Below are 23,619 nucleotides of genomic sequence, written 5' to 3' on the forward strand. Positions count from 1 at the left end.
ATTGCAGCCAAACCGCTTGTTTTACTCAAGCTCACGCCTTCTTTGCCGATACCTCTATTTTATGGCGAAAAGGATCTCAATATGACAACTCTTAAGCCCGTTTCTCTGTCGGCGATGGAAATCGGCAGCGTAGATAACAGCTCCGGCGGAAACGACATTGCTTCCCAGATCACCCGTCTGACCAAACAGATAACGAAAGTCACTCAGCAACTCAAAGAAGTCGCCATGGGTGATGCCACAGCGGAAGAAAAGCAAAAGCAGCAAGAATTGCTCGAATCTCAGCTGGCTATGTTGCAGGCACAGCTGGCGCAATTGCAGCGTCAGCAGGCAGAAGAGGCGATGCCAAAACAGGAAAGCGGTCAGGCCGTGGCGGAAGGCGTCAATAAACCCTCCGCAGAACATCAGATTGATATCTATATCTGATCATTGGTTTCGTTAAAAAGTGGATCGCGCGTGCGGGCCTCCATCAGACGCCTGGCCTGCATACGCACCACATCCCAGCAGGCATGAGCCGCTCCGGAAAGAGACCTGTTTTTACGGCGTACCAGCATCAGCTGGCGTTCAATGCAGGGCAGGAAACGCTTCACCGTTAAACGACTTCCTTGCGGCAGTGGCAGCGCCAGCGCAGGCAGAACGCTGATCCCAATCCCCGCTTCGACCATGGGGAAGAGCGTGGCAGGATGCCCAATCTCCTGCACAATGGTTGCCTTTACGCCCTGTGCGGCCAGTGCGGCATCTATCAGCGGGCGGCTACCTGATGCATAATCCTGTAACACCAGGTTTGCCCCCTGTAAGGCTTGCCAGGCCACCTGCGACAGCGATGCCAGAGGATCATCATCGCGGCAGAGCAATAAAAAGGGTTCCGAGAGTACCACTTCACATTCCAGGTCGCTTACCGCTCCGGGATCAATAACAATCCCGAAATCCACATCCCCCTGACGAATACTCTCCAGTACCCACTGCTGCGGCCTGTCGTGCAAAACAAAATCGATATCCGGATAGCGGTGATTACTTTCAGCGATGCACTGGGGAATAAGATGCGCCGAAATCGTCTGGCTCGCCGCCACTCTCACGGTACCGGAAAGCTGTTGTCCAAGCCGTCCGACGTCCCTCAGCGTACTGTTCAGTTCATCCAGCAGCCTTTCCAGACGCGTTGCCAGCTGATGTCCCGCTTCGGTGAGCACCACTTCGCGCGTCGTGCGGTCGAGCAGCTTCACGCCGGTTTGAGTTTCCAGCTCTTTCACGCTATGGCTCACCGCCGACTGGCTGAGGCCAATCATCTCCCCTGCCCGACTGAAGCTGTGGGCCTGCGCGACGGTGACGAAAACACGAAGCTGACGTAGTGAATAATTCATCTGTTTAATTCATGAATGGATGCAATAAATCAATTTTATTTCTCAAAGGGAAGAAAGCACAATAGCGGCATCTGTTTTCAGGAGTGATTATGAAACTTTTTCGTATCCTTGATCCGTTTACGCTGACCCTGATTGGTGTCGTCTTGCTGGCCTCGTTCTTCCCGGCGCGGGGCGGTTTCGTTCCGGTCATTGAAGGGCTGACCACGGCAGCCATTGCCCTGTTGTTCTTTATGCATGGCGCCAAACTCTCCCGGGAAGCCATTATTGCAGGCGGTAGCCACTGGCGACTGCACCTCTGGGTAATGTGCAGCACCTTTATCCTCTTCCCTGTTCTGGGCGTGCTGTTTGCCTGGTGGGCGCCGGTGAATGTCGATCCGGCGCTCTATACCGGTTTCCTTTATCTGTGCATTTTGCCGGCCACCGTGCAGTCTGCTATTGCCTTTACCTCGCTGGCGGGCGGCAACGTCGCGGCGGCGGTCTGTTCTGCTTCGGCTTCCAGCCTGCTCGGGATCTTTGTTTCACCGCTGCTGGTCGGTCTGCTGATGAACATGCATGGTGCAGAAGGTAATCTGGAGCAGGTGGGTAAAATTTGTCTGCAACTGCTACTGCCGTTTGTGCTCGGACACTTATCCCGCCCCTGGATTGGGGCGTTTGTGGCGAAACACAAAAAATGGATCGGGAAAACGGACCAAAGCTCCATTTTGCTGGTGGTTTACACGGCCTTCAGCGAAGCCGTGGTGAACGGCATCTGGCACAGGGTTGGTGCAGGATCGCTGCTGTTTATTGTGGTGGTAAGCATTGTTCTGCTGACCATTGTGATCGCGGTTAACGTCTTTGTGGCCCGCAAATGCGGCTTCAATAAGGCCGATGAAATCACCATCGTATTCTGCGGATCGAAAAAGAGCCTGGCCAACGGGATCCCGATGGCCAATATTCTGTTCCCGACGTCGGTCATTGGGATGATGGTACTACCGCTGATGATTTTCCATCAAATCCAGCTGATGGTGTGTGCGGTACTGGCGCGGCGTTACAAGGCACAGACTGAAAAGCTGGCGCAGGAAGAGACCCGCGCCGCGAAAGTTTAAGGACGTTTCAGGGGCTGCACCAGCTGGGTCAGCCCCTCTGTTTTGATCAGTAATGTGATAGCCATCAGCTCGCCAAGACGCCCGGCAGGAAACTCATCCTTACGGGCAAACCACAGCAGATATTCTTCCGGTAAATCAATCAGCCTGCGGCCCTTATATTTACCGAACGGCATCTCCGTATTGGCGATCTCAACGAGCTGCTCTTTTTCCACATCACTCTCCTAAAAGGCGCATCATTTCCGCTTCATCGATCACCTCGATGCCGAGCTCCTGCGCTTTTGCCAGCTTCGAACCGGCCGCTTCCCCGGCGATCACCAGGTCGGTTTTCTTTGACACGCTTCCCGCCACTTTTGCCCCAAGCGCCACCAGGCGCGCTTTCGCGTCATCACGCGAGAGCTGGCTCAGACTGCCGGTCAGCACCACCGTTTTACCGGCAAACGGGCTGTCGATCTCTTCTGCATTAACCACTACCGGTGCGGGCCAGTGAATGCCCTGTTCCAGTAATTTACCGATCACTTCACGGTTGCTCTCTTCGGCGAAGAAGTTGAAGACGTGGGTAGCGACCACTATACCAACGTCAGGGACTTTCTGTAGTTCGTCGATGGTGGCTTTCTCAAGAGCCTCCAGCGTGCCGAAATACGCCGCCAGCCCTGCCGCCGTCGCCTCTCCGACTTCACGAATGCCGAGCGCGTAAAGGAAACGGGCAAAGGTAGTATTTTTGGCCGCCTCAAGCGCATTGACCACGTTCTGGGCAGATTTCGGCCCCATACGGTCAAGACCGGTCAGCTTACCTGCCGTCAGGGTAAAGAGGTCCGCTGGCGTATGGACATACTCTTTCTCAACTAACTGGTCGATGATCTTGTCACCCATTCCGTCGACGTCCATCGCCCGGCGGGAGACAAAGTGCTTCAGGGACTCTTTACGCTGCGCGCCGCAGATTAACCCGCCCGTACAGCGCGTTACCGCTTCACCTTCCACGCGCTCAACGTCCGAACCACATACCGGACAATGGGCAGGAAACTCGATGGCACGGGTATCGGCAGGACGTTCTGATTCCACTACGTTAACCACCTGCGGGATCACATCGCCCGCGCGGCGAATCACCACTTTGTCACCAATTCGCAGCCCCAGACGGGCAATTTCATCGGCGTTATGCAGCGTAGCGTTACTGACCAGCACGCCAGCCACCTGCACAGGCTCCAGACGCGCCACAGGCGTAATCGCCCCCGTACGTCCTACCTGAAATTCCACGTCGCGAACGAAGGTCATCTGCTCCTGCGCCGGGAACTTAAAGGCCACTGCCCAGCGTGGCGCCCGGGCAACAAAACCCAACTGTTCCTGCAATGCCAGGGAGTTAACCTTGATCACTACGCCATCAATATCAAACCCAAGCGTGGGACGATCTTCTTCAACCTTGTGATAGAACGCCAGCACCGCCTCCGGAGAGTCGCAAAGCTGCACGCGGTTGCTTACCGGCAAACCCCACTCTTTGAACTGCATTAAACGACCCAGGTGGGTATCCGGCAGGTCACCGCCTTCCAGGATCCCGACGCCGTAGCAGAAGAAAGTAAGCGGTCGCTTCGCGGTGATACGCGGATCGAGCTGGCGCAGCGAACCTGCCGCCGCGTTACGCGGGTTTGCAAACACTTTACCCCCGGTACGACGCGCTTCTTCATTGATCTTCTCAAAGCCCGCCTGCGGAAGGAAAACTTCCCCGCGCACTTCCAGCCGCGCAGGAATGTTATCGCCACGCAGCTTCAGCGGGATCGCACGAATGGTGCGCACATTGGTGGTGATGTCTTCCCCGGTGGTGCCGTCGCCGCGCGTTGCGGCACGTACCATCACGCCGTTCTCATAAAGAATGCTGACGGCCAGACCATCCAGTTTTAGCTCGCAGCACCAGCTAAGATTGTCGACGCTCTTCAGGCGATCCTGCACGCGCTTGTTGAAAGCCAGAAAACTCTCTTCATCAAACACGTTATCCAGCGACAGCATCGGCACTTCGTGGCGCACCTGGCTGAAAGCACCCAGCGGTTCCGCGCCGACGCGCTGCGTTGGGGAATCGGGCGTAATCAGCTCCGGGTGCTGCGCTTCCAGCTCGCGCAGTTCACGCATCAGGCGGTCATATTCCGCATCCGGCACTTCCGGTGCGTCCATAACATGATAGAGATATTCATGATGGCGAAGCGTGGTTCGCAGTTCAGTAAGTTGTTGTTCGATTGAGTCCATATCGCACCATCAATGAGAAAAACCCCCGACAGGCGGGGGTTGAGGAGGAGTTGAAGTAAACGCGACGATTACGCGTTAGCTTCCTTAACTTCGCGGATGCGGTCCTGATATTCGCGCAGTTTCTGCGGCGTCATCATACGACGCTGATCGTCGAGCACCACACCGCCCACTTCGTCGGCGATGTGCTGAGCGGACTGTAGCATCAGCTTAAAGTTTTGCAGCTCGTCACCGTAGGACGGCACCTGCATAAAGATCGTAACCCCAGGCGTGACGAAATCACCGGTCATTTCCGGGTCAAACGTGCCTGGATTGACCATATTGGCCAGGCTGAACAGCGCCGGACCGCTGCCGTCAGGACTCAGGTGGCGATGGAAAATATTCATGTCGCCGAACTTGAAGCCTGCCTGTTGGATGCTGTTAAGCAGCACGTCACCGTTCAGATGGGTGCCATGATGAGCAGCCACATTCATGATGATTACCGCTTCTTTACGCTGCGGCTTTTCAACAACCGGTTCTGGCTCAACAACAGGCTCTGGCTCAACGCGCGGAGCGGGCTGTGGCGCAGGCGGTGCAGATTCAGGCTGCGGTTGTTCTACCGGCTGCGGCTGTTGCACTGGCTGTGGCTGATGCACTGGCTGTGCAGGCTGTTGCACAGGTTGCTGCTGTACAGGCTGTGGCGCAACGGGCTGCTGTTGCACAGGCTGCTGCGACGGATAACGAACAGGTTCTTCCACTGGCGGCGGCGCTGGCTGGCGCGGCTGGGCAGAGGCATACGGTGGTTGATACTGGTGCTGCGGAGCGCGGGGAGCTTCATGCTCTCCATGCGCTGCGCCGGGCGCAGTATTGACCCGATGAACACGAACTTCACCCACGCCGTCGTCGTCAAGACCGTCGATGTCGTCTTCAACGTCATCGTCTTCGCGACTGGACTTCATGCGCTTCAGTGGACGATCGCGAAACATAGAGGAACGCTCTTTACGGCTGGTCCAGAAACCATGTACCAGTAAAGCGATTATGGCGATCGCGCCAACAATGATTAATATCAGACGCAAATCCTGCATCATTATATTCTCTGTTGTTCTAACACCTTGCCACCACGGCAAACATTTACTCACTAAGAGTATTTGCCGTTTACGTCAAGTGCAAGTGTATGCAGAGCATTCACAGCATAAAGATGAACTAAATCGTGCTTTTTGCTGGTTTTTCGAACATTTCCGAACTGGTCATTGGCCCGTAACTGGATAATATAGGCGGGCAATTCCACTGGTTGTGTAAAAAGGAGTACAGCCTGGTATGGTTTCAACATCTTCTTCTGCCCCACGTAGCGGGGTCTGGTACTTTTCTCAGGGCTGGAAACTGGTCTCCCTGCCGGGCATTCGACGCTTCGTTGTTTTGCCGTTACTGATCAACATTATACTGATGGGGGGCGCGTTCTGGTGGCTGTTCACCAGACTGGAAAGCTGGATCCCTTCCCTGATGAGCTATGTGCCGGACTGGTTACAGTGGTTGGACTACCTGCTCTGGCCGATTGCGGTTATCTCCGTGCTGCTGGTTTTCGGCTATTTCTTTTCGACGATAGCTAACTGGATAGCCGCGCCGTTCAACGGTCTGCTGGCCGAACAGCTGGAAGCGCGCCTGACCGGTGCGGCGCCGCCTGACACGGGCGTACTGGGGATCGTGAAAGATGTCCCCCGCATCATGAAGCGCGAATGGCAGAAGTTTGCGTGGTACCTGCCGCGGGCGATTGTGCTGCTCATCCTTTATTTTGTACCCGGGATCGGCCAGACGGTCGCACCCGTGCTGTGGTTCCTGTTCAGCGCCTGGATGCTTGCTATCCAGTACTGTGATTATCCGTTCGATAACCACAAAGTGCCGTTTAAAGAGATGCGCACTGCCCTGCGCACTCAGAAGGTTGCCAATATGCAGTTTGGTGCCCTTACCAGCCTGTTCACCATGATCCCTTTCCTGAATCTGTTCATCATGCCCGTTGCCGTTTGCGGCGCGACGGCGATGTGGGTGGACTGCTACCGTGCTAAGCACGCGCTATGGAAGTAATGCAAAAATGTGTAAAAGAGGGGTGGCTTATGCCGCCCCTTATTCCATACTGATCCCCATTATTTCCTTGCAGCATATAGATATGCGATTTCCTTACTTCCCCATACCTGTTCAACAGGTATGCTGGGTCGGTATCCCAATTTCATACAGTTAAGGACAGGCCATGAGTAAGATTTATGAAGACAACTCGCTGACTATCGGTCATACGCCCCTGGTTCGACTGAACCGTATCGGTAATGGACGCATTCTGGCGAAGGTGGAATCTCGTAACCCAAGCTTCAGCGTTAAATGCCGTATCGGTGCGAATATGATTTGGGATGCTGAAAAGCGTGGCGTGCTGAAACCTGGCGTTGAGCTGGTTGAACCCACCAGCGGCAATACCGGTATCGCCCTGGCCTATGTTGCGGCGGCGCGCGGCTATAAGCTGACGCTGACTATGCCTGAAACCATGAGTATTGAGCGCCGTAAGCTGCTGAAAGCGTTGGGTGCGAATCTGGTCCTCACGGAAGGCGCGAAAGGCATGAAGGGCGCGATTCAGAAGGCCGAAGAAATCGTCGCCAGCGATCCTGCAAAGTATCTGCTGCTCCAGCAGTTCAGCAACCCGGCCAACCCGGAAATTCATGAGAAAACCACCGGCCCGGAAATCTGGGAAGATACCGACGGTCAGGTTGATGTGTTTATCTCCGGCGTAGGCACCGGCGGTACGCTGACCGGGGTGTCTCGCTATATTAAAGGCACGAAAGGTAAAAAAGATCTGATTACCGTTGCCGTTGAGCCAACCGACTCTCCGGTTATCGCTCAGGCGCTGGCAGGCGAAGAGATCAAACCAGGTCCGCACAAAATCCAGGGTATCGGCGCTGGCTTTATTCCAGGCAACCTCGATCTGAAGCTGATCGATAAAGTGGTCGCAATCACCAATGAAGAAGCCATCTCCACGGCGCGTCGCCTGATGGACGAGGAAGGCATTCTGGCGGGTATCTCTTCCGGTGCGGCGGTTGCTGCAGCTCTCAAACTGCTGGAAGACGAAACCTTTACCAACAAGAATATTGTGGTTATCCTACCGTCTTCGGGTGAGCGTTACTTAAGCACAGCACTGTTTGCCGATCTGTTCACAGAGAAAGAACTGCAACAGTGATGCCAGTATGTTAAAAACGCGTAAAAAAGCACCTTTTCAGGTGCTTTTTTGTGGCCTGCTTCAAAGTTTTACCCCTCCTGGCATTGCTTCACCCCGTTGGGTCTGGTATTTAAACCAGCAATTATTTTGATGCGCGAAATTAATCGGTGAACGAAATAGCGCTGCTGAATCGATTTTATGATTTGGTTCAAGTCTTGCTTTCACTGCATAATGTTTAATGACGATTGAAACGTCAGCGCTAACTATACAGGCTAAAGTTAAGTCGCCAGGCTAGACTTTAGTTCCACAACACTAAACCTATAAGTTGGGGAAATACAATGTTCCAGCAAGAAGTTACCATTACCGCTCCGAACGGTCTGCACACCCGCCCTGCTGCTCAGTTTGTTAAAGAAGCGAAAGGCTTCACTTCTGAAATCACTGTGACTTCCAACGGCAAAAGCGCTAGCGCAAAAAGCCTGTTCAAGCTGCAAACTCTGGGTCTGACTCAGGGTACCGTTGTTACCATCTCCGCTGAAGGTGAAGACGAGCAGAAAGCAGTTGAGCATCTGGTTAAGCTGATGGCTGAACTCGAGTAAGTTTACCGGGTTCTTTTCAATATCAGTCACAAGTAAGGTAGGGTTATGATTTCAGGCATTTTAGCATCCCCGGGTATCGCTTTCGGCAAAGCATTGCTGCTGAAAGAAGACGAAATCGTCATTGACCGGAAAAAAATTTCTGCCGACAAGGTTGATCAGGAAGTTGAACGTTTTCTGAGCGGTCGTGCCAAGGCATCTGCGCAACTGGAAGCGATTAAAACTAAAGCTGGCGAAACTTTCGGTGAAGAAAAAGAAGCCATCTTCGAAGGGCACATTATGCTGCTCGAAGATGAGGAGCTGGAGCAGGAAATCATAGCCCTGATTAAAGATAAAGGCATGACGGCCGACGCGGCTGCGCATGAAGTTATCGAAGGTCAGGCAACTGCCCTGGAAGAGCTGGACGATGAATACCTGAAAGAGCGTGCGGCTGACGTACGTGACATCGGTAAGCGCCTGCTGCGCAACATCCTGGGTCTGGCCATCATCGATCTGAGCGCGATTCAGGACGAAGTCATCCTGGTTGCCGCTGACCTGACCCCGTCTGAAACCGCACAGCTGAACCTGAACAAGGTGCTGGGTTTCATTACTGATGCAGGTGGACGTACCTCCCACACCTCTATCATGGCGCGTTCTCTGGAGCTGCCAGCCATCGTGGGTACCGGTAGCGTCACCTCCCAGGTGAAAAACGACGACTATCTGATTCTGGATGCCGTAAACAACGTGGTTTACGTCAACCCAACTAACGATGTGATCGAGCAGCTGCGTTCCGTTCAGGAGCAGGTTGCTACCGAGAAAGCGGAACTCGCTAAACTGAAAGATCTGCCAGCCATCACGTTGGACGGCCATCAGGTTGAAGTGTGCGCTAACATCGGTACCGTACGTGACGTTGACGGCGCTGAGCGCAACGGTGCGGAAGGTGTAGGTCTGTATCGTACTGAATTCCTGTTCATGGACCGCGACGCCCTGCCAACGGAAGAAGAGCAGTTTGCAGCGTACAAAGCGGTTGCGGAAGCGTGCGGCTCGCAGGCCGTTATCGTCCGCACCATGGATATCGGTGGCGACAAAGAGCTGCCGTACATGAACTTCCCGAAAGAAGAGAACCCGTTCCTGGGCTGGCGTGCCGTACGTATCGCCATGGATCGCAAAGAGATCCTGCGTGACCAGGTTCGCGCTATCCTGCGTGCATCCGCTTTCGGTAAGCTGCGCATCATGTTCCCGATGATCATCTCTGTTGAAGAAGTGCGTGCACTGAAGAAAGAGATTGAAATCTACAAGCAGGAACTGCGTGACGAAGGTAAAGCATTTGACGAGTCAATCGAGATCGGCGTGATGGTGGAAACACCGGCAGCCGCGACCATTGCACGTCATTTAGCCAAAGAAGTTGATTTCTTTAGTATCGGTACCAATGATTTAACGCAGTACACCCTGGCAGTTGACCGTGGTAATGATATGATTTCACATCTCTACCAGCCAATGTCGCCGTCTGTACTGAATTTGATCAAGCAAGTTATTGATGCTTCTCATGCAGAAGGTAAATGGACTGGCATGTGTGGTGAGCTTGCAGGCGACGAACGTGCTACACTTCTGTTGCTGGGTATGGGTCTGGACGAATTCTCTATGAGCGCCATTTCCATCCCGCGCATCAAGAAGATTATCCGTAACACGAACTTCGAAGATGCGAAGGTATTAGCAGAGCAGGCTCTTGCTCAACCGACAACGGACGAGTTAATGACGCTGGTTAACAAGTTCATTGAAGAAAAAACAATCTGCTAATCCACGAGATGCGGCCCAAATTACTGCTTAGGAGATAAGTCTAATGGGTTTATTTAGTAAACTGTTCGGTGACAAAAGCAATAGCGACTCCGGAACTATTGAGATTGTTGCTCCGCTCTCCGGCGAGATCGTCAATATCGAAGACGTGCCGGATGTAGTGTTTGCTGAGAAAATCGTTGGTGATGGCATTGCTATCAAACCAACTGGCAACAAAATGGTTGCTCCAGTTGACGGTACCATTGGTAAGATTTTTGAAACCAACCATGCGTTCTCTATCGAATCCGATAGCGGTATCGAACTGTTCGTTCACTTCGGTATCGACACCGTTGAACTGAAAGGCGAAGGCTTCAAACGTATCGCGGAAGAAGGCCAGCGTGTTAAAGTTGGCGACCCTGTAATTGAATTCGATCTGCCACTGCTGGAAGAAAAAGCGAAGTCTACCCTGACTCCGGTTGTTATCTCCAACATGGACGAAATCAAAGAGCTGATCAAACTGTCTGGCAGCGTTACCGTGGGTGAAACCCCGGTTATCCGCATCAAGAAGTAATTCTTGCCGCACGGTAAAATGGCGCCTTCGGGCGCCATTTTTGTTTATGCAGGCAGAATAAGCTCGTCGTAGCCTTTCGACTGCGTATAGATCATCACGTCAGTCACCCTGTCGCCCGCCATGCGAATGGCGTCGGCCACGGTTTTACCGCCGACGATACCGCTCACCAGCTCCGAACAGAACAGATCCCCCGTCCCTTTCAGGTCCGTCTCAACGCGCGGGTGTGCGCTTACGGTAACGCCCTCCTCGCTCACCAGCACGACGTGGATATTTTGCGGATCGTCAGCCACTGGCGCGCTGGTGATCGCCACCCATTTAAGCGTGTCAGACAGCAGTCCCTGCGCGGCGGCAATGGCGCTCTCCGGCGTACGGCACGGTTTGCCGCTCAGCACTTCCAGCTCAAACACGTTGGGCGTAATGCCCTGGGCCAGCGGGAGCAGGTGCTCACGGTAGGCTTCAGGAATATCCGGCTTCACGTACATCCCGCTGTCGATGTCTCCGATTACCGGGTCGACCAGCACCAGCAGATCGGGATGTTGCACTTTGATCGCCTTCAGCCACTGCGCCAGCAGCACGATCTGGCTGGCGCTGCCCATATAGCCGGTAGTGACTGCTTTAAGCTCGCGCAGGATCTCGCGCTCTTCCAGCGCCTTCAGGTAGCCGCTGAACCACTCGTCCGGGATCACCCCGCCGTAGAAGGTGTCGTAGTGTGGCGTATTGCTGAACAGCACCGTCGGCACGGCGGTAACGTTCAGTCGATGGGTGCGAATATTTGGCACCGCGATGCTGTTTCCCACACTGCCGTACACCACCTGCGACTGAACGGCGACAATATCGGTTTGCTGCGCCCGGGTGTTATCCCGGAATAAAATCATCTCCATGACGCTTAAATCCCCGCCCCCTGCGAATAACTCTCTTCACCAAAGACGCCGGTCGACAGGTAGCGATCGCCGCGATCGCAAATAATCGCTACCACTACTGCACCCGGGTTTGCCTTAGCCACCCGAATCGCCCCCGCTACCGCGCCACCCGAACTGACGCCGCAGAAGATGCCTTCACGCACGGCCAGCTCACGCATGGTATTTTCCGCCTCGCGCTGATGAATATCCAGCACCTGGTCCACAAGCTGCGCATTAAAGATGCCCGGCATATACTCCGCGGGCCAGCGGCGAATGCCCGGAATACTGCTTCCCTCTTCCGGCTGGAGGCCGACAATCGTCACCGGCTGCTCCTGCTCGCGCAGAAAACGTGACACACCGGTGATCGTGCCCGTGGTCCCCATGCTGGAGACAAAGTGGGTGATGCGCCCGCCGGTTTGCTGCCAGATTTCCGGGCCGGTGGTGGTGTAGTGCGCGTACGGGTTGTCCGGGTTATTAAACTGGTCGAGCAGCTTGCCTTCCCCGCGCTCCGCCATCGCTAACGCTAAATCTCGCGCCCCTTCCATCCCCTGCTCTTTGCTCACCAGAATCAGCTCGGCCCCGTAGGCACGCATGGCGGCACGGCGCTCCTGGCTCATGTTATCCGGCATCAGCAGCTTCATACGATAGCCTTTCAGGGCGGCTATCATCGCCAGTGCGATACCGGTGTTACCGCTGGTGGCTTCGATCAGCACGTCGCCGGGCTTTATTTCGCCGCGCTTTTCGGCCTGAACAATCATCGACAGCGCCGCCCGGTCTTTCACCGACCCCGCCGGGTTATTGCCTTCAAGTTTGACCCAGATTTCGCTGCCGTTGTCACACCCCATGCGCTGAAGTTTGACCAGAGGGGTGTTGCCGATGGTGTGTTCGAGTGTATTCACGTTTTTTACTCAATAAAAAGCCCGGTAAGCATCACGCCACCGGGCGAAAAACATACTCAATAACCTATCAGGCTGACTCCGCCAGAGCAATATCCTCGCGCGTCTCGATGCGCTCGTTGCCGTGATAAATGCGCGCGTGTTGCAGCCCCACAAACAGGCGTTCCCCCCGGTGCGGCGGCTCGTCGTCACGCATAACCACGGTCAGCGGCTCGGTGTACCAGCCCAGGGGCTGTACCACTAATTGGGTGTAGTGACCTTTAGGGCTAGCTTCCAGCACCTGCACCGGAAGCGGTGAGTCCAGGCTGGTACGGCGGCTGACGTCCACTTCCCACGGGCGCAGGAACAGATCCACCGGCCCCTGGTGCGCGGAGGTATACCCCAGCGGCCAGCGGTGCGCGCCAACGTGGAACTGACCGCCGCGAATAGTACCCTGAAGGCGGTTTACTTCCCCCATAAACTCCAGCACAAAGCGGGTCGCCGGTTCACGCCAGAGTTGCTCTGGCTCGTCAACCTGCTCAATGTTGCCCTGACTCATCACCACCACGCGGTCGGCTACTTCCATCGCCTCTTCCTGATCGTGGGTCACGAAAACGCTGGTGAACTGGAGTTCCTCATGAAGCTGACGCAGCCAGCGGCGGAGCTCTTTACGCACCTGCGCATCCAGCGCGCCAAACGGTTCGTCCAGCAGCAGGATTTGCGGTTCCACGGCTAACGCACGCGCCAGCGCCACGCGCTGTTTCTGCCCGCCAGAAAGCTGTGCCGGGAAGCGGTCCGCCAGATGAGCCAGCTGCACCATCTCCAGCAGTTTGGTCACTTTCGCTTTGATGGCGGCCGCATTCGGACGCTCACGACGCGGCAGTACGGTCAGACCAAACGCGATGTTGTCGAATACCGTCATGTGGCGGAACAGGGCGTAGTGCTGGAATACAAAACCCACTTTACGGTCGCGGGCATGCAAACGGCTTACGTCCGTACCGTGGAAGCGGATATGTCCGCTGGTCTGGTGCTCAAGCCCGGCGATAATACGCAGCAGCGTGGTTTTACCGGAGCCAGACGGCCCCAGCAGCGCCACCATTTGTCCGGAAGGGATATCCAGCGAGATATCATTCAGCACCTGGGTGCGACCAAAAGACTTCTTAATATTGGCAATCTCAATGCTCATGATTTCCCTCCTGATGCTGACGTTTTTCCTGATTCTCTAAACGCCACTGCACCACACTCTTCAAAAACAGGGTCAAAATCGCCATCAGCGTCAGCAACGCTGCGGCAGTAAAGGAACCGACGGTGTTGTAGTCCTGTTCCAGTAATTCAATCTGTAACGGCAGCGACAGGGTTTCGCCGCGAATCGAGCCGGATACCACCGACACCGCACCAAACTCACCAATCGCACGGGCATTAGTCAGCACCACGCCGTAAAGCAGTGCCCAGCGGATATTCGGCAGCGTGACGCGGCGGAACATCTGCCAGCCGGAAGCGCCGAGCAGCACCGCGGCTTCATCTTCATGGCTGCCCTGGCTGAGCATCACCGGCACCAGCTCGCGTACCACGAACGGACAGGTGACAAAGACGGTCACCAGCACCATCCCCGGCCAGGCGAACATGATCTGCAGGTCGTGTTCATCCAGCCAGCCGCCCAGCGGGCCATTGGAACCGTAGAAGAGCAGATAAACCAGACCCGCCACCACCGGTGACACCGCAAACGGGATATCCAGCAGGGTCAGCAGCAGCTGACGCCCCGGGAAGTTAAAGCGCGTTACCAGCCAGGCCAGCAATACGCCAAACACCAGATTCACCGGGACGGTGATCAGGGCAATCATGACCGTCAGCCAGATGGCGTGGAGCATGTCCGGATCGGCCAGGTTTTGCAGCGCGGGCATAATCCCTTTACTGAAGGCCTGAACGAAGATGTACACCATCGGCACGACCAGAATAAATGCGGAGACCAGCACGCCGGTACCAATCAGAAACCATTTGCCCCAGTTGATGCGGGGCGCGTCATAGCGCTTCAATTGCGTAACTTCCGCCATCAGTGACCTACCACACGTCGACCAAAGCGACTTTGCAGAGTGTTAATCGAGAACAGCAATAGCAGCGACGCGGCAAGGATCACCGAGGCAATCGCACTCGCGGCCGGATAATCAAACTCCTGCAAACGGACAAAAATCATCAGCGAGGTTACTTCGGTTTTCCACGCGATGTTCCCGGCGATAAAAATGACCGCGCCAAACTCACCGAGGCTGCGGGTAAAGGAGAGCGCGATACCCGCCAGCAACGCCGGAGAGAGTTCCGGCAGCACGACCTTGCGAAAACTCTGCCAGCGCGTGGCGCCGAGCGTTTCTGCGGCCTCTTCGTATTCGGGTCCTAACTCTTCCAGCACCGGCTGCACGGTACGTACCACAAACGGGATGCTGGTAAAGGCCATGGCCACCGCGATACCGAGCCAGGTATAGGTCACTTTGATATCAAACTTAGCCAGCCACTCACCGTAAAAGCCGTTCACGGAAAACAGCGACGCCAGCGTCAAACCGGCAACCGCCGTCGGCAGGGCAAACGGCAGATCCATCAGCGCGTCGAGCAGGGTGCGGCCCGGGAAGCGATAGCGAGTTAAGATCCACGCCATCAGCAGGCCAAACACGCCGTTAAAAATCGAGGCCACGAACGCAGACAGCAGGGTGACCTTGTAGGCCGCCACCACCTGTGGGTTAGTAATCACTTCCCAGTACTGGGACCAGCTCATCTCAGCGAGCTGCATCACCAGCGCGCTGAGCGGTAATAACAAAATCAGACAGACGAACAGCAGGCTGGTCCCGAGGCTTAAGGTAAAGCCCGGCAGCACACGTCTGGAGGACACTGCAAACATTACTTACGCCCCGCTGCCAGCAGTTTGTCCAACTCACCGCCGCTGACAAAATGCGTTTTCATGACCTCAGGCCAGGCGCCAAAATGATCTTCCACGCGGAACAGCTCGGTCTGCGGGAATTTGTCTTTCAGCTTGCTCATCACGTCCGGGTTGTTGACACGGTAGTAGTAGTCGGTGATAACGGTTTGCGCCTGCGGGCTGTACAGATAGTTCAGGTAGGCTTTCGCCGCCTTTTCTGTGCCGTTAGCCTTAACGTTTTTATCCACCCACGCCACCGGGAACTCGGCCAGAATGTTCGTTTTCGGGATAACCACTTCGAAGCCCTGCGCTTCGTACTGTTTACGAATATTGTTCACTTCGGATTCAAAGCTGATCAGTACGTCGCCCAGCCCGCGCTCGGCGAAGGTGGTGGTTGCGCCACGACCGCCGGTATCAAACACCTCGACGTTTTTCAGGAACTGGGTCATAAACTGTTCGGTTTTCGCTTTATCGTTACCGTCAGCTTTGTCCGCCGCGCCCCACGCCGCCAGATAGGTGTAACGTGCGTTGCCGGAGGTTTTCGGATTCGGGAAGATCAGCTTTACGTCTGAACGCACCAGGTCGTTCCAGTCGTGGATGTTCTTCGGGTTGCCCTTGCGCACCAGGAAGCCCATGGTGGAGTAAAATGGCGAACTGTTGTTCGGCAGGCGGCTTTGCCAGTTCGCCGGGATCAGTTTGCCTTTGTCGTGCAGGATCTGCACGTCCGTGACCTGGTTGTAGGTCACCACGTCCGCTTTCAGCCCCTGCAAAATGGCCAGCGCCTGCTTAGATGAGCCAGCGTGCGACTGCTTGATGGTCAGCTTGTCGCCGTTGTTCTCTTTCGCCCACTGCTGTTCAAATGCGGGATTAAGGGCGGCAAACAGCTCGCGCGAAACATCATAAGAACTGTTCAGCAACTCGGTTGCCTGCGCCTGCGCCACCAGCAGTAAACCTGCCAGTGCCAGCGATCCTTTTTTCAGTACAGTAACGGCCATTGCGCACCCTTATAAATGTGATGACTATCTTATAGTCATAATATTTATAACGGAGTCTAAAGGAGTAACGGTTTTATATACCGTTTGGTGATTTAGAAGCAGAAAAGGGAATAAGAGGTGCGGGAGAAATTGCCGGGTGGCGCTCACGCTTACCCGGCCTACGAATGGAGAGCGATTTACAACGCCAGCAGGCGCTCAACGGACGGCGCAAAGTAGTAGCCGCCGGTCACCGGGCGGGTGAAGCGCAGCATGGCGTCACGCTTACCGTCGGTATCGCCAAACATGCTCAGCAGCTGCTGTTCGATGTTGTAGAGGCGTGCGCAGTAAGCGCAGAAGTACAGGCCGTGCGTACCGCTCGCGGTGCCGTACGGCAGGCTCTGGCGAACAATCTTCAGCCCCTTACCGTCTTCTTTAAGGTCAACGCGGGACAGGTGGGAAGTGACCGGACGCGCATCGCCGTCAATCTCTTCATTGGCATCTTTGGTACGGCCAATCATCATCTCCTGGTCATGCACGCTCATGCGGTTAAGCTGCCTGAGGTTATGCTCCCAGCGCTGGACGAACACATAGCTGCCGCCCGCGTCCACGCCATCCTTGATTACAGCCACCTCGCGACGCGTCTCTTCCCCGGCCGGGTTTTCGGTGCCGTCGACGAAGCCGCTCAAATCGCGCTCTTCCACCCAGCGGAAACCGTGGATCTCTTCCTGCACGTCGATACTGTCACCAAAGGCCTCAATCGCAGCCTGAGCGACAGAAAAGTTCACGTCGTGACGCAGGGAGAGGATATGGATCAGAACGTCATACTGGGTAGCGGGCGCAAGACCTTTGCCATAAGGAATAAAGTCTTTCAGCTCTTCTGCGCCTTCGCCGCCGCTCAGATGACGCCAGACGGTGCTGCCAAAGGCAACCACCGCGCCCAGATGGGCTTCGGGGAATTTGGCCTGGAAGGTGGCCAGTTTATCAACGAAAACTTTGCTGGCCGCGCGCAGGGCATCCACGTCCCCTTTGACGTTGGCTTCAATCCAAATCGCCGCCCGGCAATGTTCTGGCAAAATGCCACTCTGAACCTGAGACATCGCTCCTCCTGAAATAAAGATGCCACGACAGCGTGGCATTGATGGCGGCTATTATACCTGGATTTCAGCGAGGCGGCTTGCTCAGGCGCAAATTACTGCTTCCAGATAATTTTGCTCACTTTCCACTTTTTCAGGGTGTCGTCAGACGGCATTAACCCTTCCGGACCGTTCCAGGTGCCGCTGAACACATAGCTAATATGCTGGCTGCCGTCGGCCTTACACTCGACCGCCACGCTCTCCTCCGATGGCACACTGGCGCAGTGGCCAAACGCTTTCTGATAGAGTTCGCCAAACGGCGTTCCCACCTTCACGCCACCTGAGGTCGGGATCTCTTCATCCATCACCGCAATGCGGTTGACCGTACCTTTATCGCCGTTGATGACCATTGCCACCTTGTCATCTTTCAACGCTTCGAAATAGCGCACGATGTTGCCGTTCTCGGTTTTCATGCCGCTGCGCAGGCGATAATCACTGCCGATGGCATCCTGAATGGCATCCTGATCCAGCGCCGTCGAGGCGGTGATTTTGCCCACGCCCTGCTCGGTCACTTCCATTGAGGAGCCAAACCAGTTCCACGGATAGGCCGCAGACCAGTTGATGGATGAGAGCGTGGAACAGCCGGTTAACGCCAGCGGGAGAGCGCATAAAAGTAAACGCAGCGATTTCATTGAGACGTCCTTACGTAGTAAATCAACGCTTGTTGGAGTGCAGTATCGGCAAAAAGTGCCGTTTTAATCTGGCTCTTGCGTAAAACAGGCGCGTAAACGGGGATTCGTGACCAGCCACAGCAGCGCGACAATATCCGCCACCACCAGTGCAATCCCGATACCCGAAAGCGGCTCGCCGTACAGCCAGAGCAAGGGTTGCCAGACCAGAAGCACAAACTGCGCCAGGATCAGCAGCCAGCGAAGCGCGCGCCAGAAGCGCGGAATGGCTTGCCGCCGTCCGCTGCACAGAAACGCCAGGACCGCTGGTACACCCGGCAGCAATCCCAGCCAGAACGCATCGTGATCGGGATAAAAGAGATTCAGTAACGTATCGCCCTGCCCGCGCGACGCGCCAGCCATAACGAACAGCACCCAGGTTCGGGCCTGCAACAGCAGAACGCACCAGAACAAAAAAGGCAGACGCAGACGACCGTGAACGTCGTAGTCGCCAGGGTGGAACTCAGTACTCTTCATCTTCGATCAGGCGCTTACCCAGCGTCAGTACATCCGCGTGCTCGTAGCCCAGACGTTCATACATGCCCAGCACCACGTCGTTATCTTCCCGGACCATAATCTGGATTTTCGGGCAGCCACGGGCGATCAGTTTCTTTTCCAGACGGTTAAGCAGCGCGTTGGCGATGCCGCGCGCGCGGTATTCCGGGTGCACGCCCAGATAGTAGGCCGAGCCGCGGTGGCCGTCGTACCCACCCATCACCGTCCCGACCACTTCGCCGTTGACCTCAGCGACCAGAAACAGACTGACGTCGTGATTCACCTTCCGTTCGATGTCCATTTCCGGATCGTTCCACGGACGCAGCAGATCGCAGCGCTCCCAAAGGGTGATCACCTCTTCGAAATCTTCCTGGCGAAAAACGCGTATCTCCATGGTATTAACCGCCTTTTCGGGTTTAAAAACAGTGATTATGGCGTGAACAGGGCGTTTAGCCAATAACCGGGGAAAAACTCGCCAAAATTTGGCATAATGTCACTTTGTCACGTATTGAAATGAAAAGTAAAACAATTCTCAATAAGGACTGTCGTAACGGGAAACACGATACGATATAACACCAGGACCCCAATTTTTACAATTCAGGCCGCATGAGCACATTCAAACCATTAAAAGCACTCACATCGCGTCGTCAGGTTCTCAAAGCGGGGCTGGCGGCCTTAACGTTATCGGGTATCGCAAAGCAGGCTCAGGCAAAAGAAGAGAGCACGCTTAAAACCAGTAACGGACACAGCAAGCCGAAAACCAAAAAAGCTGGCGCAAAGCGTCTGGTCATGCTCGATCCGGGCCACGGCGGGATCGACACCGGCGCCATTGGCCGAAACGGGTCGAAAGAAAAACACGTCGTGCTGGCAATTGCAAAAAATGTACGCGCAATTTTACGCAGCAACGGTATTGACGCCCGCCTGACGCGCACAGGCGACACGTTTATCCCGCTGTACGATCGCGTGGAGATTGCCCACAAGCACGGCGCAGACCTGTTTATGTCCATTCACGCGGATGGCTTCACAAACCCTTCCGCCGCAGGCGCCTCGGTATTTGCGCTCTCCAACCGTGGCGCCAGTAGCGCCATGGCGAAATACCTCTCCGATCGCGAAAACCGGGCGGATGAAGTGGCCGGGAAAAAAGCCACCGACAAAGACCATCTGTTGCAGCAGGTTCTGTTCGATCTCGTGCAGACCGATACCATCAAAAACAGCCTGACGCTCGGCTCGCATATCCTCAAACGGATTAAACCCGTGCACCGTCTGCACAGTAAAAGCACCGAGCAGGCCGCGTTTGTGGTGCTGAAGTCACCGTCTATTCCGTCCGTGCTGGTGGAAACCTCGTTCATTACCAACCCGGAAGAAGAGCGTTTACTCGGCACTAAGGCGTTTCGTCAGAAGATCGCGAACGCCATCGCCTCCGGGGTCATCAGTTATTTCAACTGGTTCGATAATCAAAAAGCGCACTCCAGGAAACGTTGATGAAACCGAATGCACAGCTGGTCAAAACTTTCCTGATGCAGCTCCAGGACGCGATTTGCCAGAAACTGACCGCCGCAGACGGCGGTGAATTCCAGGAAGACACCTGGCAGCGCGAAGCGGGCGGCGGCGGGCGCAGCCGCGTGCTGCGTAACGGCGGTATTTTTGAACAGGCCGGGGTCAACTTCTCCCACGTCCACGGTGATGCAATGCCAGCGTCCGCCACGGCGCATCGGCCTGAACTGGCGGGCCGCAGCTTCGAGGCGATGGGCGTCTCGCTGGTGGTGCATCCGCATAACCCGTTTGTGCCAACCAGCCACGCCAACGTGCGCTTTTTCATCGCGGAAAAACCGGGGGCCGATCCGGTCTGGTGGTTTGGCGGCGGTTTCGACTTAACGCCTTACTATGGCTTTGAAGAGGATGCCGTGCACTGGCACACCACCGCGCGCGACCTCTGCCTGCCGTTTGGCGAAGACGTTTACCCGAAATATAAAAAGTGGTGCGATGACTATTTTTATCTGAAGCACCGCGACGAGCAGCGCGGCATCGGCGGGCTGTTCTTTGACGATCTCAACACGCCGGATTTTGATACCGCGTTCAGCTTTATGCGCGCGGTGGGTGAAGGCTTTACCGACGCCTATCTTCCGATTGTCGAACGCCGCAAAGACACCGACTACGGCGTGAGCGAGCGTGAGTTCCAGCTCTACCGTCGCGGGCGCTATGTGGAGTTTAATCTGGTGTGGGATCGCGGGACGCTGTTTGGCCTGCAAACCGGCGGGCGCACGGAGTCCATTCTGATGTCGATGCCGCCGCTGGTGCGCTGGGAATACAGCTACGCGCCAAAAGAAGGCAGCCCGGAGGCTGCCTTGAGTGAGTTTATTAAGGTTCGGGACTGGGTTTAACCCTTACCCCTCACCCCGGCCCTCTCCCCAGAAAAGACGGCTCAGAGCAGTCCCCTCTCCCCTATGGGGAGAGGGTTAGGGTGAGGTGCGAGGGCAATAAATTACAGCGGCTGCGTCTGCGCCTCAACCACCGCCAGCGCCACCATGTTGACGATACGACGCACGGAGGCAATCGGCGTTAACACATGCACCGGTTTTGACACCCCCATCAGTACCGGCCCGACGGTCACACCTTCAGAACTCGACACGCGCAGCAGGTTGTAGCTGATACGCGCCGCTTCCACGTTCGGCATAATCAGCACGTTCGCCGAGCCTTTCAGCGGGCTGTCCGGCATACGTTCATTACGAATACTCTCCACCAGCGCGGCGTCGCCGTGCATCTCGCCGTCGATCATCAGCTCCGGCGCACGCTCGCGCACCAGGTCCAGCGTCTGGCGCATTTTGCACGCCGCCGCGGATTTGGATGACCCGAAGTTTGAGTGCGACAGCAGCGCCACTTTCGGCTCGATACCAAAGCGGCGCACGGTTTCCGCCGCCATCACGGTGATTTCCGCCAGTTCGTCCGGGGAGGGATCGTCGTTGACGTAGGTATCGGCGATAAAGGTGTTACCGCTTGGCAGCAGCAGCGCGTTCATTGCGCCGGCAGTATGGACGCCCTCGCGATAGCCGAAGATCTCCTGTACCACGCTGAAATGCTCATGGTACTCGCCGATGGTGCCGCAGATCAGCGCATCCGCCTCACCGCGATGAACCATGATCGCGCCGATCACCGTGGTGTTGCTGATCACCGCCCGCTGCGCCTGCTCCTGGGTGATCCCGCGACGCTTCATGATCGAATAGTATTCGTTCCAGTACTCTTTGAAGCGCGGATCGGATTCGTTGTTAACGATCTCAAAGTCCACGCCCGGCTTTATTTGCAGGCCGAGCTTCTGAATACGCATCTCGATCACGCTCGGACGACCAATCAGGATCGGTTTCGCCAGCCCTAAGGTGATCAGCTCCTGCGTCGCATGCAGCACGCGCGCCTCTTCCCCTTCCGCCAGCACCACGCGCTTCGCGTCGGCGCGCGCCTGGGAGAAGATCGGCTTCATAAACAGGTTGGTTTTGTAAACGAACTCGGTGAGTTTATCGACGTAGGCATCGAAATCTTCAATCGGCCGCGTCGCCACGCCGGAGTCCATCGCCGCTTTGGCCACCGCTGGCGCGATCTTCACGATCAGACGCGGGTCAAATGGTTTAGGGATGATGTAGTCGGGGCCGAAGCTCAGATCCTGATCGCCGTAGGCGGAGGCCACCACTTCGCTCTGCTCGGCGTGCGCCAGCTCTGCGATAGCATGAACGGCAGCCAGCTTCATCTCTTCGTTGATCGCCGTGGCGCCGACGTCCAGCGCCCCGCGGAAGATGAACGGGAAGCAGAGCACGTTGTTCACCTGGTTCGGGTAGTCCGAACGTCCGGTGCAGATGATAGCGTCTTCACGCACCGCCTTCGCCAGCGGCGGCAGAATTTCCGGCTCCGGGTTCGCCAGAGCCAGGATCATTGGCGCGCGCGCCATCTTCTGCACCATCTCCTGGGTCAGCACTTTCGGGCCTGAACAGCCGAGGAAAATGTCAGCACCGTCAATCACGTCTTCAAGCGTGCGCTTGCCGTCGTCTTCCACCGCATAGGCCGCCTTGGTTTCCGCCATGTTTGGCTCGCGGTCTTTGTAGATCACGCCCTTGGAGTCGCAGACCACAATATTGTGCTTCTGCATGCCCAGCGCCACCAGCAGGTTCATACAGGCGATGGCCGCGGCGCCTGCGCCGGAGACCACCATGCGCACGTCGGAGAGATTTTTCTCTACCACGCGCAGGCCGTTCAGAATGGCGGCGGTACTGATAATCGCCGTGCCGTGCTGGTCGTCATGGAACACGGGAATGTTCATACGCTCGCGCAGCTTCTGCTCGATATAGAAACATTCCGGCGCTTTGATGTCTTCCAGGTTGATGCCGCCGAAGGTCGGCTCCAGCGCCGCCACCACGTTGATGAATTTATCCGGATCCAGTTCGTCCACTTCGATATCGAAGACGTCGATACCGGCAAATTTCTTAAACAGAACGCCTTTCCCTTCCATCACCGGCTTACCAGCCAGCGCACCGATGTTCCCTAACCCCAGCACCGCCGTACCGTTAGAGATAACGGCCACCAGGTTGCCGCGCGCGGTGTATTTGTACGCTGCCAGCGGATCTTTTTCGATTTCCAGGCACGGAGCAGCCACGCCCGGCGAGTAGGCCAGCGCCAGATCGCGCTGGGTCGCCAGCGGTTTGGTCGGGGATACCTGGATTTTACCCGGAACAGGAAACTCGTGAAAATCGAGAGCGCTTTGTTTTAACTGATCATCCATCTTGTTATTCCTTTCACGTTTCGGTCAAAAAGGGTGATGTCGACGTTCCTATGCACACCCTGGTGTGCCGCATAGTATCGCCGCAGGCAGGCTCCTAAACTTTGAAGGCTGCCAAACTCTCACCATTGCAGAATAAAAATTGTTATCAATTTATAAC

General features: G+C 55.8%; 24 protein-coding genes. 9 read left to right on the forward strand and 15 right to left on the reverse strand.

What is annotated here, in order from left to right:
* Positions 1 to 81: 81 nt before the first annotated feature.
* Positions 82 to 423 (forward strand): FlxA-like family protein, encoded by a 342-nt coding sequence (locus ACOTX2_RS03070; protein ID WP_022648939.1) that lies wholly within the window; start codon positions 82 to 84, stop codon positions 421 to 423.
* Here the strand turns inward: ACOTX2_RS03070 and ACOTX2_RS03075 are convergent.
* Positions 414 to 1,355 (reverse strand): LysR family transcriptional regulator, encoded by a 942-nt coding sequence (locus ACOTX2_RS03075; RefSeq protein WP_032676151.1) that lies wholly within the window; start codon positions 1,353 to 1,355, stop codon positions 414 to 416. The genes ACOTX2_RS03070 and ACOTX2_RS03075 overlap by 10 nt on opposite strands.
* Before the next feature lie 89 nt (positions 1,356 to 1,444).
* On the opposite strand from ACOTX2_RS03075, the gene ACOTX2_RS03080 reads away from it, so the two are divergent.
* Entirely contained in the window at positions 1,445 to 2,440 is a 996-nt protein-coding gene (locus ACOTX2_RS03080; RefSeq protein WP_022648941.1) for a bile acid:sodium symporter family protein, read from the forward strand.
* Here the strand turns inward: ACOTX2_RS03080 and ACOTX2_RS03085 are convergent.
* The 3 genes from ACOTX2_RS03085 to zipA form a co-directional block, all read right to left on the reverse strand.
* Entirely contained in the window at positions 2,437 to 2,652 is a 216-nt protein-coding gene (locus tag ACOTX2_RS03085) for a DUF3820 family protein (RefSeq protein WP_003861328.1), read from the reverse strand. The genes ACOTX2_RS03080 and ACOTX2_RS03085 overlap by 4 nt on opposite strands.
* Position 2,653: 1 nt before the next feature.
* Complete coding sequence (gene ligA / locus ACOTX2_RS03090) at positions 2,654 to 4,669, reverse strand: NAD-dependent DNA ligase LigA (RefSeq protein ID WP_032623825.1); 2,016 nt, start codon at positions 4,667 to 4,669, stop codon at positions 2,654 to 2,656.
* Between the two features lie 68 nt (positions 4,670 to 4,737).
* Complete coding sequence (gene zipA, locus ACOTX2_RS03095) at positions 4,738 to 5,733, reverse strand: cell division protein ZipA (protein WP_063147676.1); 996 nt, start codon at positions 5,731 to 5,733, stop codon at positions 4,738 to 4,740.
* A 229-nt stretch (positions 5,734 to 5,962) separates the two neighbouring features.
* Between zipA and cysZ the strand changes: the two genes are divergently transcribed.
* The 5 genes from cysZ (at position 5,963) to crr (ending at position 10,754) form a co-directional block, all read left to right on the forward strand.
* A complete protein-coding gene (cysZ, locus tag ACOTX2_RS03100) occupies positions 5,963 to 6,724 on the forward strand; it encodes a sulfate transporter CysZ (protein ID WP_022648944.1) in 762 nt (253 codons plus the stop codon).
* Between the two features lie 163 nt (positions 6,725 to 6,887).
* Positions 6,888 to 7,859 (forward strand): cysteine synthase A, encoded by a 972-nt coding sequence (gene cysK, locus ACOTX2_RS03105; protein WP_006811453.1) that lies wholly within the window; start codon positions 6,888 to 6,890, stop codon positions 7,857 to 7,859.
* A gap of 317 nt (positions 7,860 to 8,176) precedes the next feature.
* On the forward strand, positions 8,177 to 8,434 hold the full coding sequence (gene ptsH / locus ACOTX2_RS03110) for a phosphocarrier protein Hpr (protein ID WP_000487600.1): 258 nt from the start codon (positions 8,177 to 8,179) through the stop codon (positions 8,432 to 8,434).
* Between the two features lie 45 nt (positions 8,435 to 8,479).
* Entirely contained in the window at positions 8,480 to 10,207 is a 1,728-nt protein-coding gene (gene ptsI / locus ACOTX2_RS03115; protein WP_022648945.1) for a phosphoenolpyruvate-protein phosphotransferase PtsI, read from the forward strand.
* A 43-nt stretch (positions 10,208 to 10,250) separates the two neighbouring features.
* Positions 10,251 to 10,754 (forward strand): PTS glucose transporter subunit IIA, encoded by a 504-nt coding sequence (crr, locus tag ACOTX2_RS03120; protein ID WP_022648946.1) that lies wholly within the window; start codon positions 10,251 to 10,253, stop codon positions 10,752 to 10,754.
* Positions 10,755 to 10,798: 44 nt separating this feature from the next.
* On the opposite strand, the gene pdxK is transcribed toward crr, so the two are convergent.
* The 10 genes from pdxK to ACOTX2_RS03170 form a co-directional block, all read right to left on the reverse strand.
* Positions 10,799 to 11,635: a pyridoxine/pyridoxal/pyridoxamine kinase gene (gene pdxK / locus ACOTX2_RS03125; RefSeq protein WP_022648947.1), complete on the reverse strand. Its 837-nt coding sequence runs from the start codon at positions 11,633 to 11,635 to the stop codon at positions 10,799 to 10,801.
* A gap of 5 nt (positions 11,636 to 11,640) precedes the next feature.
* Positions 11,641 to 12,552, reverse strand: coding sequence for a cysteine synthase CysM (cysM, locus tag ACOTX2_RS03130; protein ID WP_022648948.1), 912 nt, complete (start codon positions 12,550 to 12,552; stop codon positions 11,641 to 11,643).
* A gap of 67 nt (positions 12,553 to 12,619) precedes the next feature.
* Positions 12,620 to 13,714, reverse strand: coding sequence for a sulfate/thiosulfate ABC transporter ATP-binding protein CysA (cysA, locus tag ACOTX2_RS03135; protein WP_022648949.1), 1,095 nt, complete (start codon positions 13,712 to 13,714; stop codon positions 12,620 to 12,622).
* The gene (gene cysW / locus ACOTX2_RS03140) at positions 13,704 to 14,579 is read right to left on the reverse strand and encodes a sulfate/thiosulfate ABC transporter permease CysW (RefSeq protein WP_003861305.1); all 876 of its coding nucleotides are present in this window, start codon (positions 14,577 to 14,579) and stop codon (positions 13,704 to 13,706) included. The genes cysA and cysW overlap by 11 nt, the downstream gene beginning before the upstream one ends.
* Positions 14,579 to 15,412 carry a sulfate/thiosulfate ABC transporter permease CysT gene (cysT, locus tag ACOTX2_RS03145; RefSeq protein ID WP_022648951.1) on the reverse strand — a complete coding sequence of 278 codons (834 nt, stop codon included), beginning with the start codon at positions 15,410 to 15,412 and terminating at the stop codon, positions 14,579 to 14,581. The genes cysW and cysT overlap by 1 nt, the downstream gene beginning before the upstream one ends.
* A complete protein-coding gene (locus tag ACOTX2_RS03150; protein ID WP_022648952.1) occupies positions 15,412 to 16,425 on the reverse strand; it encodes a sulfate ABC transporter substrate-binding protein in 1,014 nt (337 codons plus the stop codon). Before ACOTX2_RS03150 ends, cysT begins: the two co-directional genes overlap by 1 nt.
* Before the next feature lie 176 nt (positions 16,426 to 16,601).
* Positions 16,602 to 17,501, reverse strand: coding sequence for a Dyp-type peroxidase (locus ACOTX2_RS03155; RefSeq protein WP_022648953.1), 900 nt, complete (start codon positions 17,499 to 17,501; stop codon positions 16,602 to 16,604).
* A gap of 92 nt (positions 17,502 to 17,593) precedes the next feature.
* Positions 17,594 to 18,169, reverse strand: a complete 576-nt coding sequence (locus ACOTX2_RS03160; RefSeq protein ID WP_032623819.1) for an RpoE-regulated lipoprotein — start codon at positions 18,167 to 18,169, stop codon at positions 17,594 to 17,596.
* Between the two features lie 63 nt (positions 18,170 to 18,232).
* Positions 18,233 to 18,682: a DUF2919 domain-containing protein gene (locus ACOTX2_RS03165; protein WP_023306669.1), complete on the reverse strand. Its 450-nt coding sequence runs from the start codon at positions 18,680 to 18,682 to the stop codon at positions 18,233 to 18,235.
* Positions 18,669 to 19,094, reverse strand: a complete 426-nt coding sequence (locus tag ACOTX2_RS03170; protein ID WP_003861292.1) for a GNAT family acetyltransferase — start codon at positions 19,092 to 19,094, stop codon at positions 18,669 to 18,671. The genes ACOTX2_RS03165 and ACOTX2_RS03170 overlap by 14 nt, the downstream gene beginning before the upstream one ends.
* Before the next feature lie 212 nt (positions 19,095 to 19,306).
* Between ACOTX2_RS03170 and amiA the strand changes: the two genes are divergently transcribed.
* Together amiA and hemF are read left to right on the forward strand one after the other, a co-directional pair.
* The gene (amiA, locus tag ACOTX2_RS03175) at positions 19,307 to 20,182 is read left to right on the forward strand and encodes an N-acetylmuramoyl-L-alanine amidase AmiA (RefSeq protein WP_023306670.1); all 876 of its coding nucleotides are present in this window, start codon (positions 19,307 to 19,309) and stop codon (positions 20,180 to 20,182) included.
* The gene (gene hemF, locus ACOTX2_RS03180; protein WP_063147675.1) at positions 20,182 to 21,081 is read left to right on the forward strand and encodes an oxygen-dependent coproporphyrinogen oxidase; all 900 of its coding nucleotides are present in this window, start codon (positions 20,182 to 20,184) and stop codon (positions 21,079 to 21,081) included. Before amiA ends, hemF begins: the two co-directional genes overlap by 1 nt.
* Before the next feature lie 101 nt (positions 21,082 to 21,182).
* Here hemF and maeB read toward each other — a convergent pair whose 3' ends face one another.
* A complete protein-coding gene (gene maeB / locus ACOTX2_RS03185) occupies positions 21,183 to 23,462 on the reverse strand; it encodes an NADP-dependent oxaloacetate-decarboxylating malate dehydrogenase (protein ID WP_023300666.1) in 2,280 nt (759 codons plus the stop codon).
* Between the last annotated feature and the right edge of the window lie 157 nt (positions 23,463 to 23,619).

The sequence above is a fragment of the Enterobacter cloacae complex sp. IR5412 genome (genome assembly GCF_049237385.1).
GTDB lineage: Bacteria > Pseudomonadota > Gammaproteobacteria > Enterobacterales > Enterobacteriaceae > Enterobacter > Enterobacter intestinihominis.

What these genes read in the sequence shown, in the direction of transcription:
- ACOTX2_RS03070 (WP_022648939.1), top strand. Translation starts at nt 82, where the DNA reads ATGACAACTCTTAAGCCCGTTTCTCTGTCGGCGATGGAAATCGGCAGC.
- ACOTX2_RS03075 (WP_032676151.1), bottom strand. Translation starts at nt 1,355, where the DNA reads ATGAATTATTCACTACGTCAGCTTCGTGTTTTCGTCACCGTCGCGCAG.
- ACOTX2_RS03080 (WP_022648941.1), top strand. Translation starts at nt 1,445, where the DNA reads ATGAAACTTTTTCGTATCCTTGATCCGTTTACGCTGACCCTGATTGGT.
- ligA (WP_032623825.1), bottom strand. Translation starts at nt 4,669, where the DNA reads ATGGACTCAATCGAACAACAACTTACTGAACTGCGAACCACGCTTCGC.
- zipA (WP_063147676.1), bottom strand. Translation starts at nt 5,733, where the DNA reads ATGATGCAGGATTTGCGTCTGATATTAATCATTGTTGGCGCGATCGCC.
- cysZ (WP_022648944.1), top strand. Translation starts at nt 5,963, where the DNA reads ATGGTTTCAACATCTTCTTCTGCCCCACGTAGCGGGGTCTGGTACTTT.
- cysK (WP_006811453.1), top strand. Translation starts at nt 6,888, where the DNA reads ATGAGTAAGATTTATGAAGACAACTCGCTGACTATCGGTCATACGCCC.
- ptsH (WP_000487600.1), top strand. Translation starts at nt 8,177, where the DNA reads ATGTTCCAGCAAGAAGTTACCATTACCGCTCCGAACGGTCTGCACACC.
- ptsI (WP_022648945.1), top strand. Translation starts at nt 8,480, where the DNA reads ATGATTTCAGGCATTTTAGCATCCCCGGGTATCGCTTTCGGCAAAGCA.
- crr (WP_022648946.1), top strand. Translation starts at nt 10,251, where the DNA reads ATGGGTTTATTTAGTAAACTGTTCGGTGACAAAAGCAATAGCGACTCC.
- pdxK (WP_022648947.1), bottom strand. Translation starts at nt 11,635, where the DNA reads ATGGAGATGATTTTATTCCGGGATAACACCCGGGCGCAGCAAACCGAT.
- cysA (WP_022648949.1), bottom strand. Translation starts at nt 13,714, where the DNA reads ATGAGCATTGAGATTGCCAATATTAAGAAGTCTTTTGGTCGCACCCAG.
- cysW (WP_003861305.1), bottom strand. Translation starts at nt 14,579, where the DNA reads ATGGCGGAAGTTACGCAATTGAAGCGCTATGACGCGCCCCGCATCAAC.
- cysT (WP_022648951.1), bottom strand. Translation starts at nt 15,412, where the DNA reads ATGTTTGCAGTGTCCTCCAGACGTGTGCTGCCGGGCTTTACCTTAAGC.
- ACOTX2_RS03150 (WP_022648952.1), bottom strand. Translation starts at nt 16,425, where the DNA reads ATGGCCGTTACTGTACTGAAAAAAGGATCGCTGGCACTGGCAGGTTTA.
- ACOTX2_RS03155 (WP_022648953.1), bottom strand. Translation starts at nt 17,501, where the DNA reads ATGTCTCAGGTTCAGAGTGGCATTTTGCCAGAACATTGCCGGGCGGCG.
- ACOTX2_RS03160 (WP_032623819.1), bottom strand. Translation starts at nt 18,169, where the DNA reads ATGAAATCGCTGCGTTTACTTTTATGCGCTCTCCCGCTGGCGTTAACC.
- ACOTX2_RS03165 (WP_023306669.1), bottom strand. Translation starts at nt 18,682, where the DNA reads ATGAAGAGTACTGAGTTCCACCCTGGCGACTACGACGTTCACGGTCGT.
- ACOTX2_RS03170 (WP_003861292.1), bottom strand. Translation starts at nt 19,094, where the DNA reads ATGGAGATACGCGTTTTTCGCCAGGAAGATTTCGAAGAGGTGATCACC.
- amiA (WP_023306670.1), top strand. Translation starts at nt 19,307, where the DNA reads ATGAGCACATTCAAACCATTAAAAGCACTCACATCGCGTCGTCAGGTT.
- hemF (WP_063147675.1), top strand. Translation starts at nt 20,182, where the DNA reads ATGAAACCGAATGCACAGCTGGTCAAAACTTTCCTGATGCAGCTCCAG.
- maeB (WP_023300666.1), bottom strand. Translation starts at nt 23,462, where the DNA reads ATGGATGATCAGTTAAAACAAAGCGCTCTCGATTTTCACGAGTTTCCT.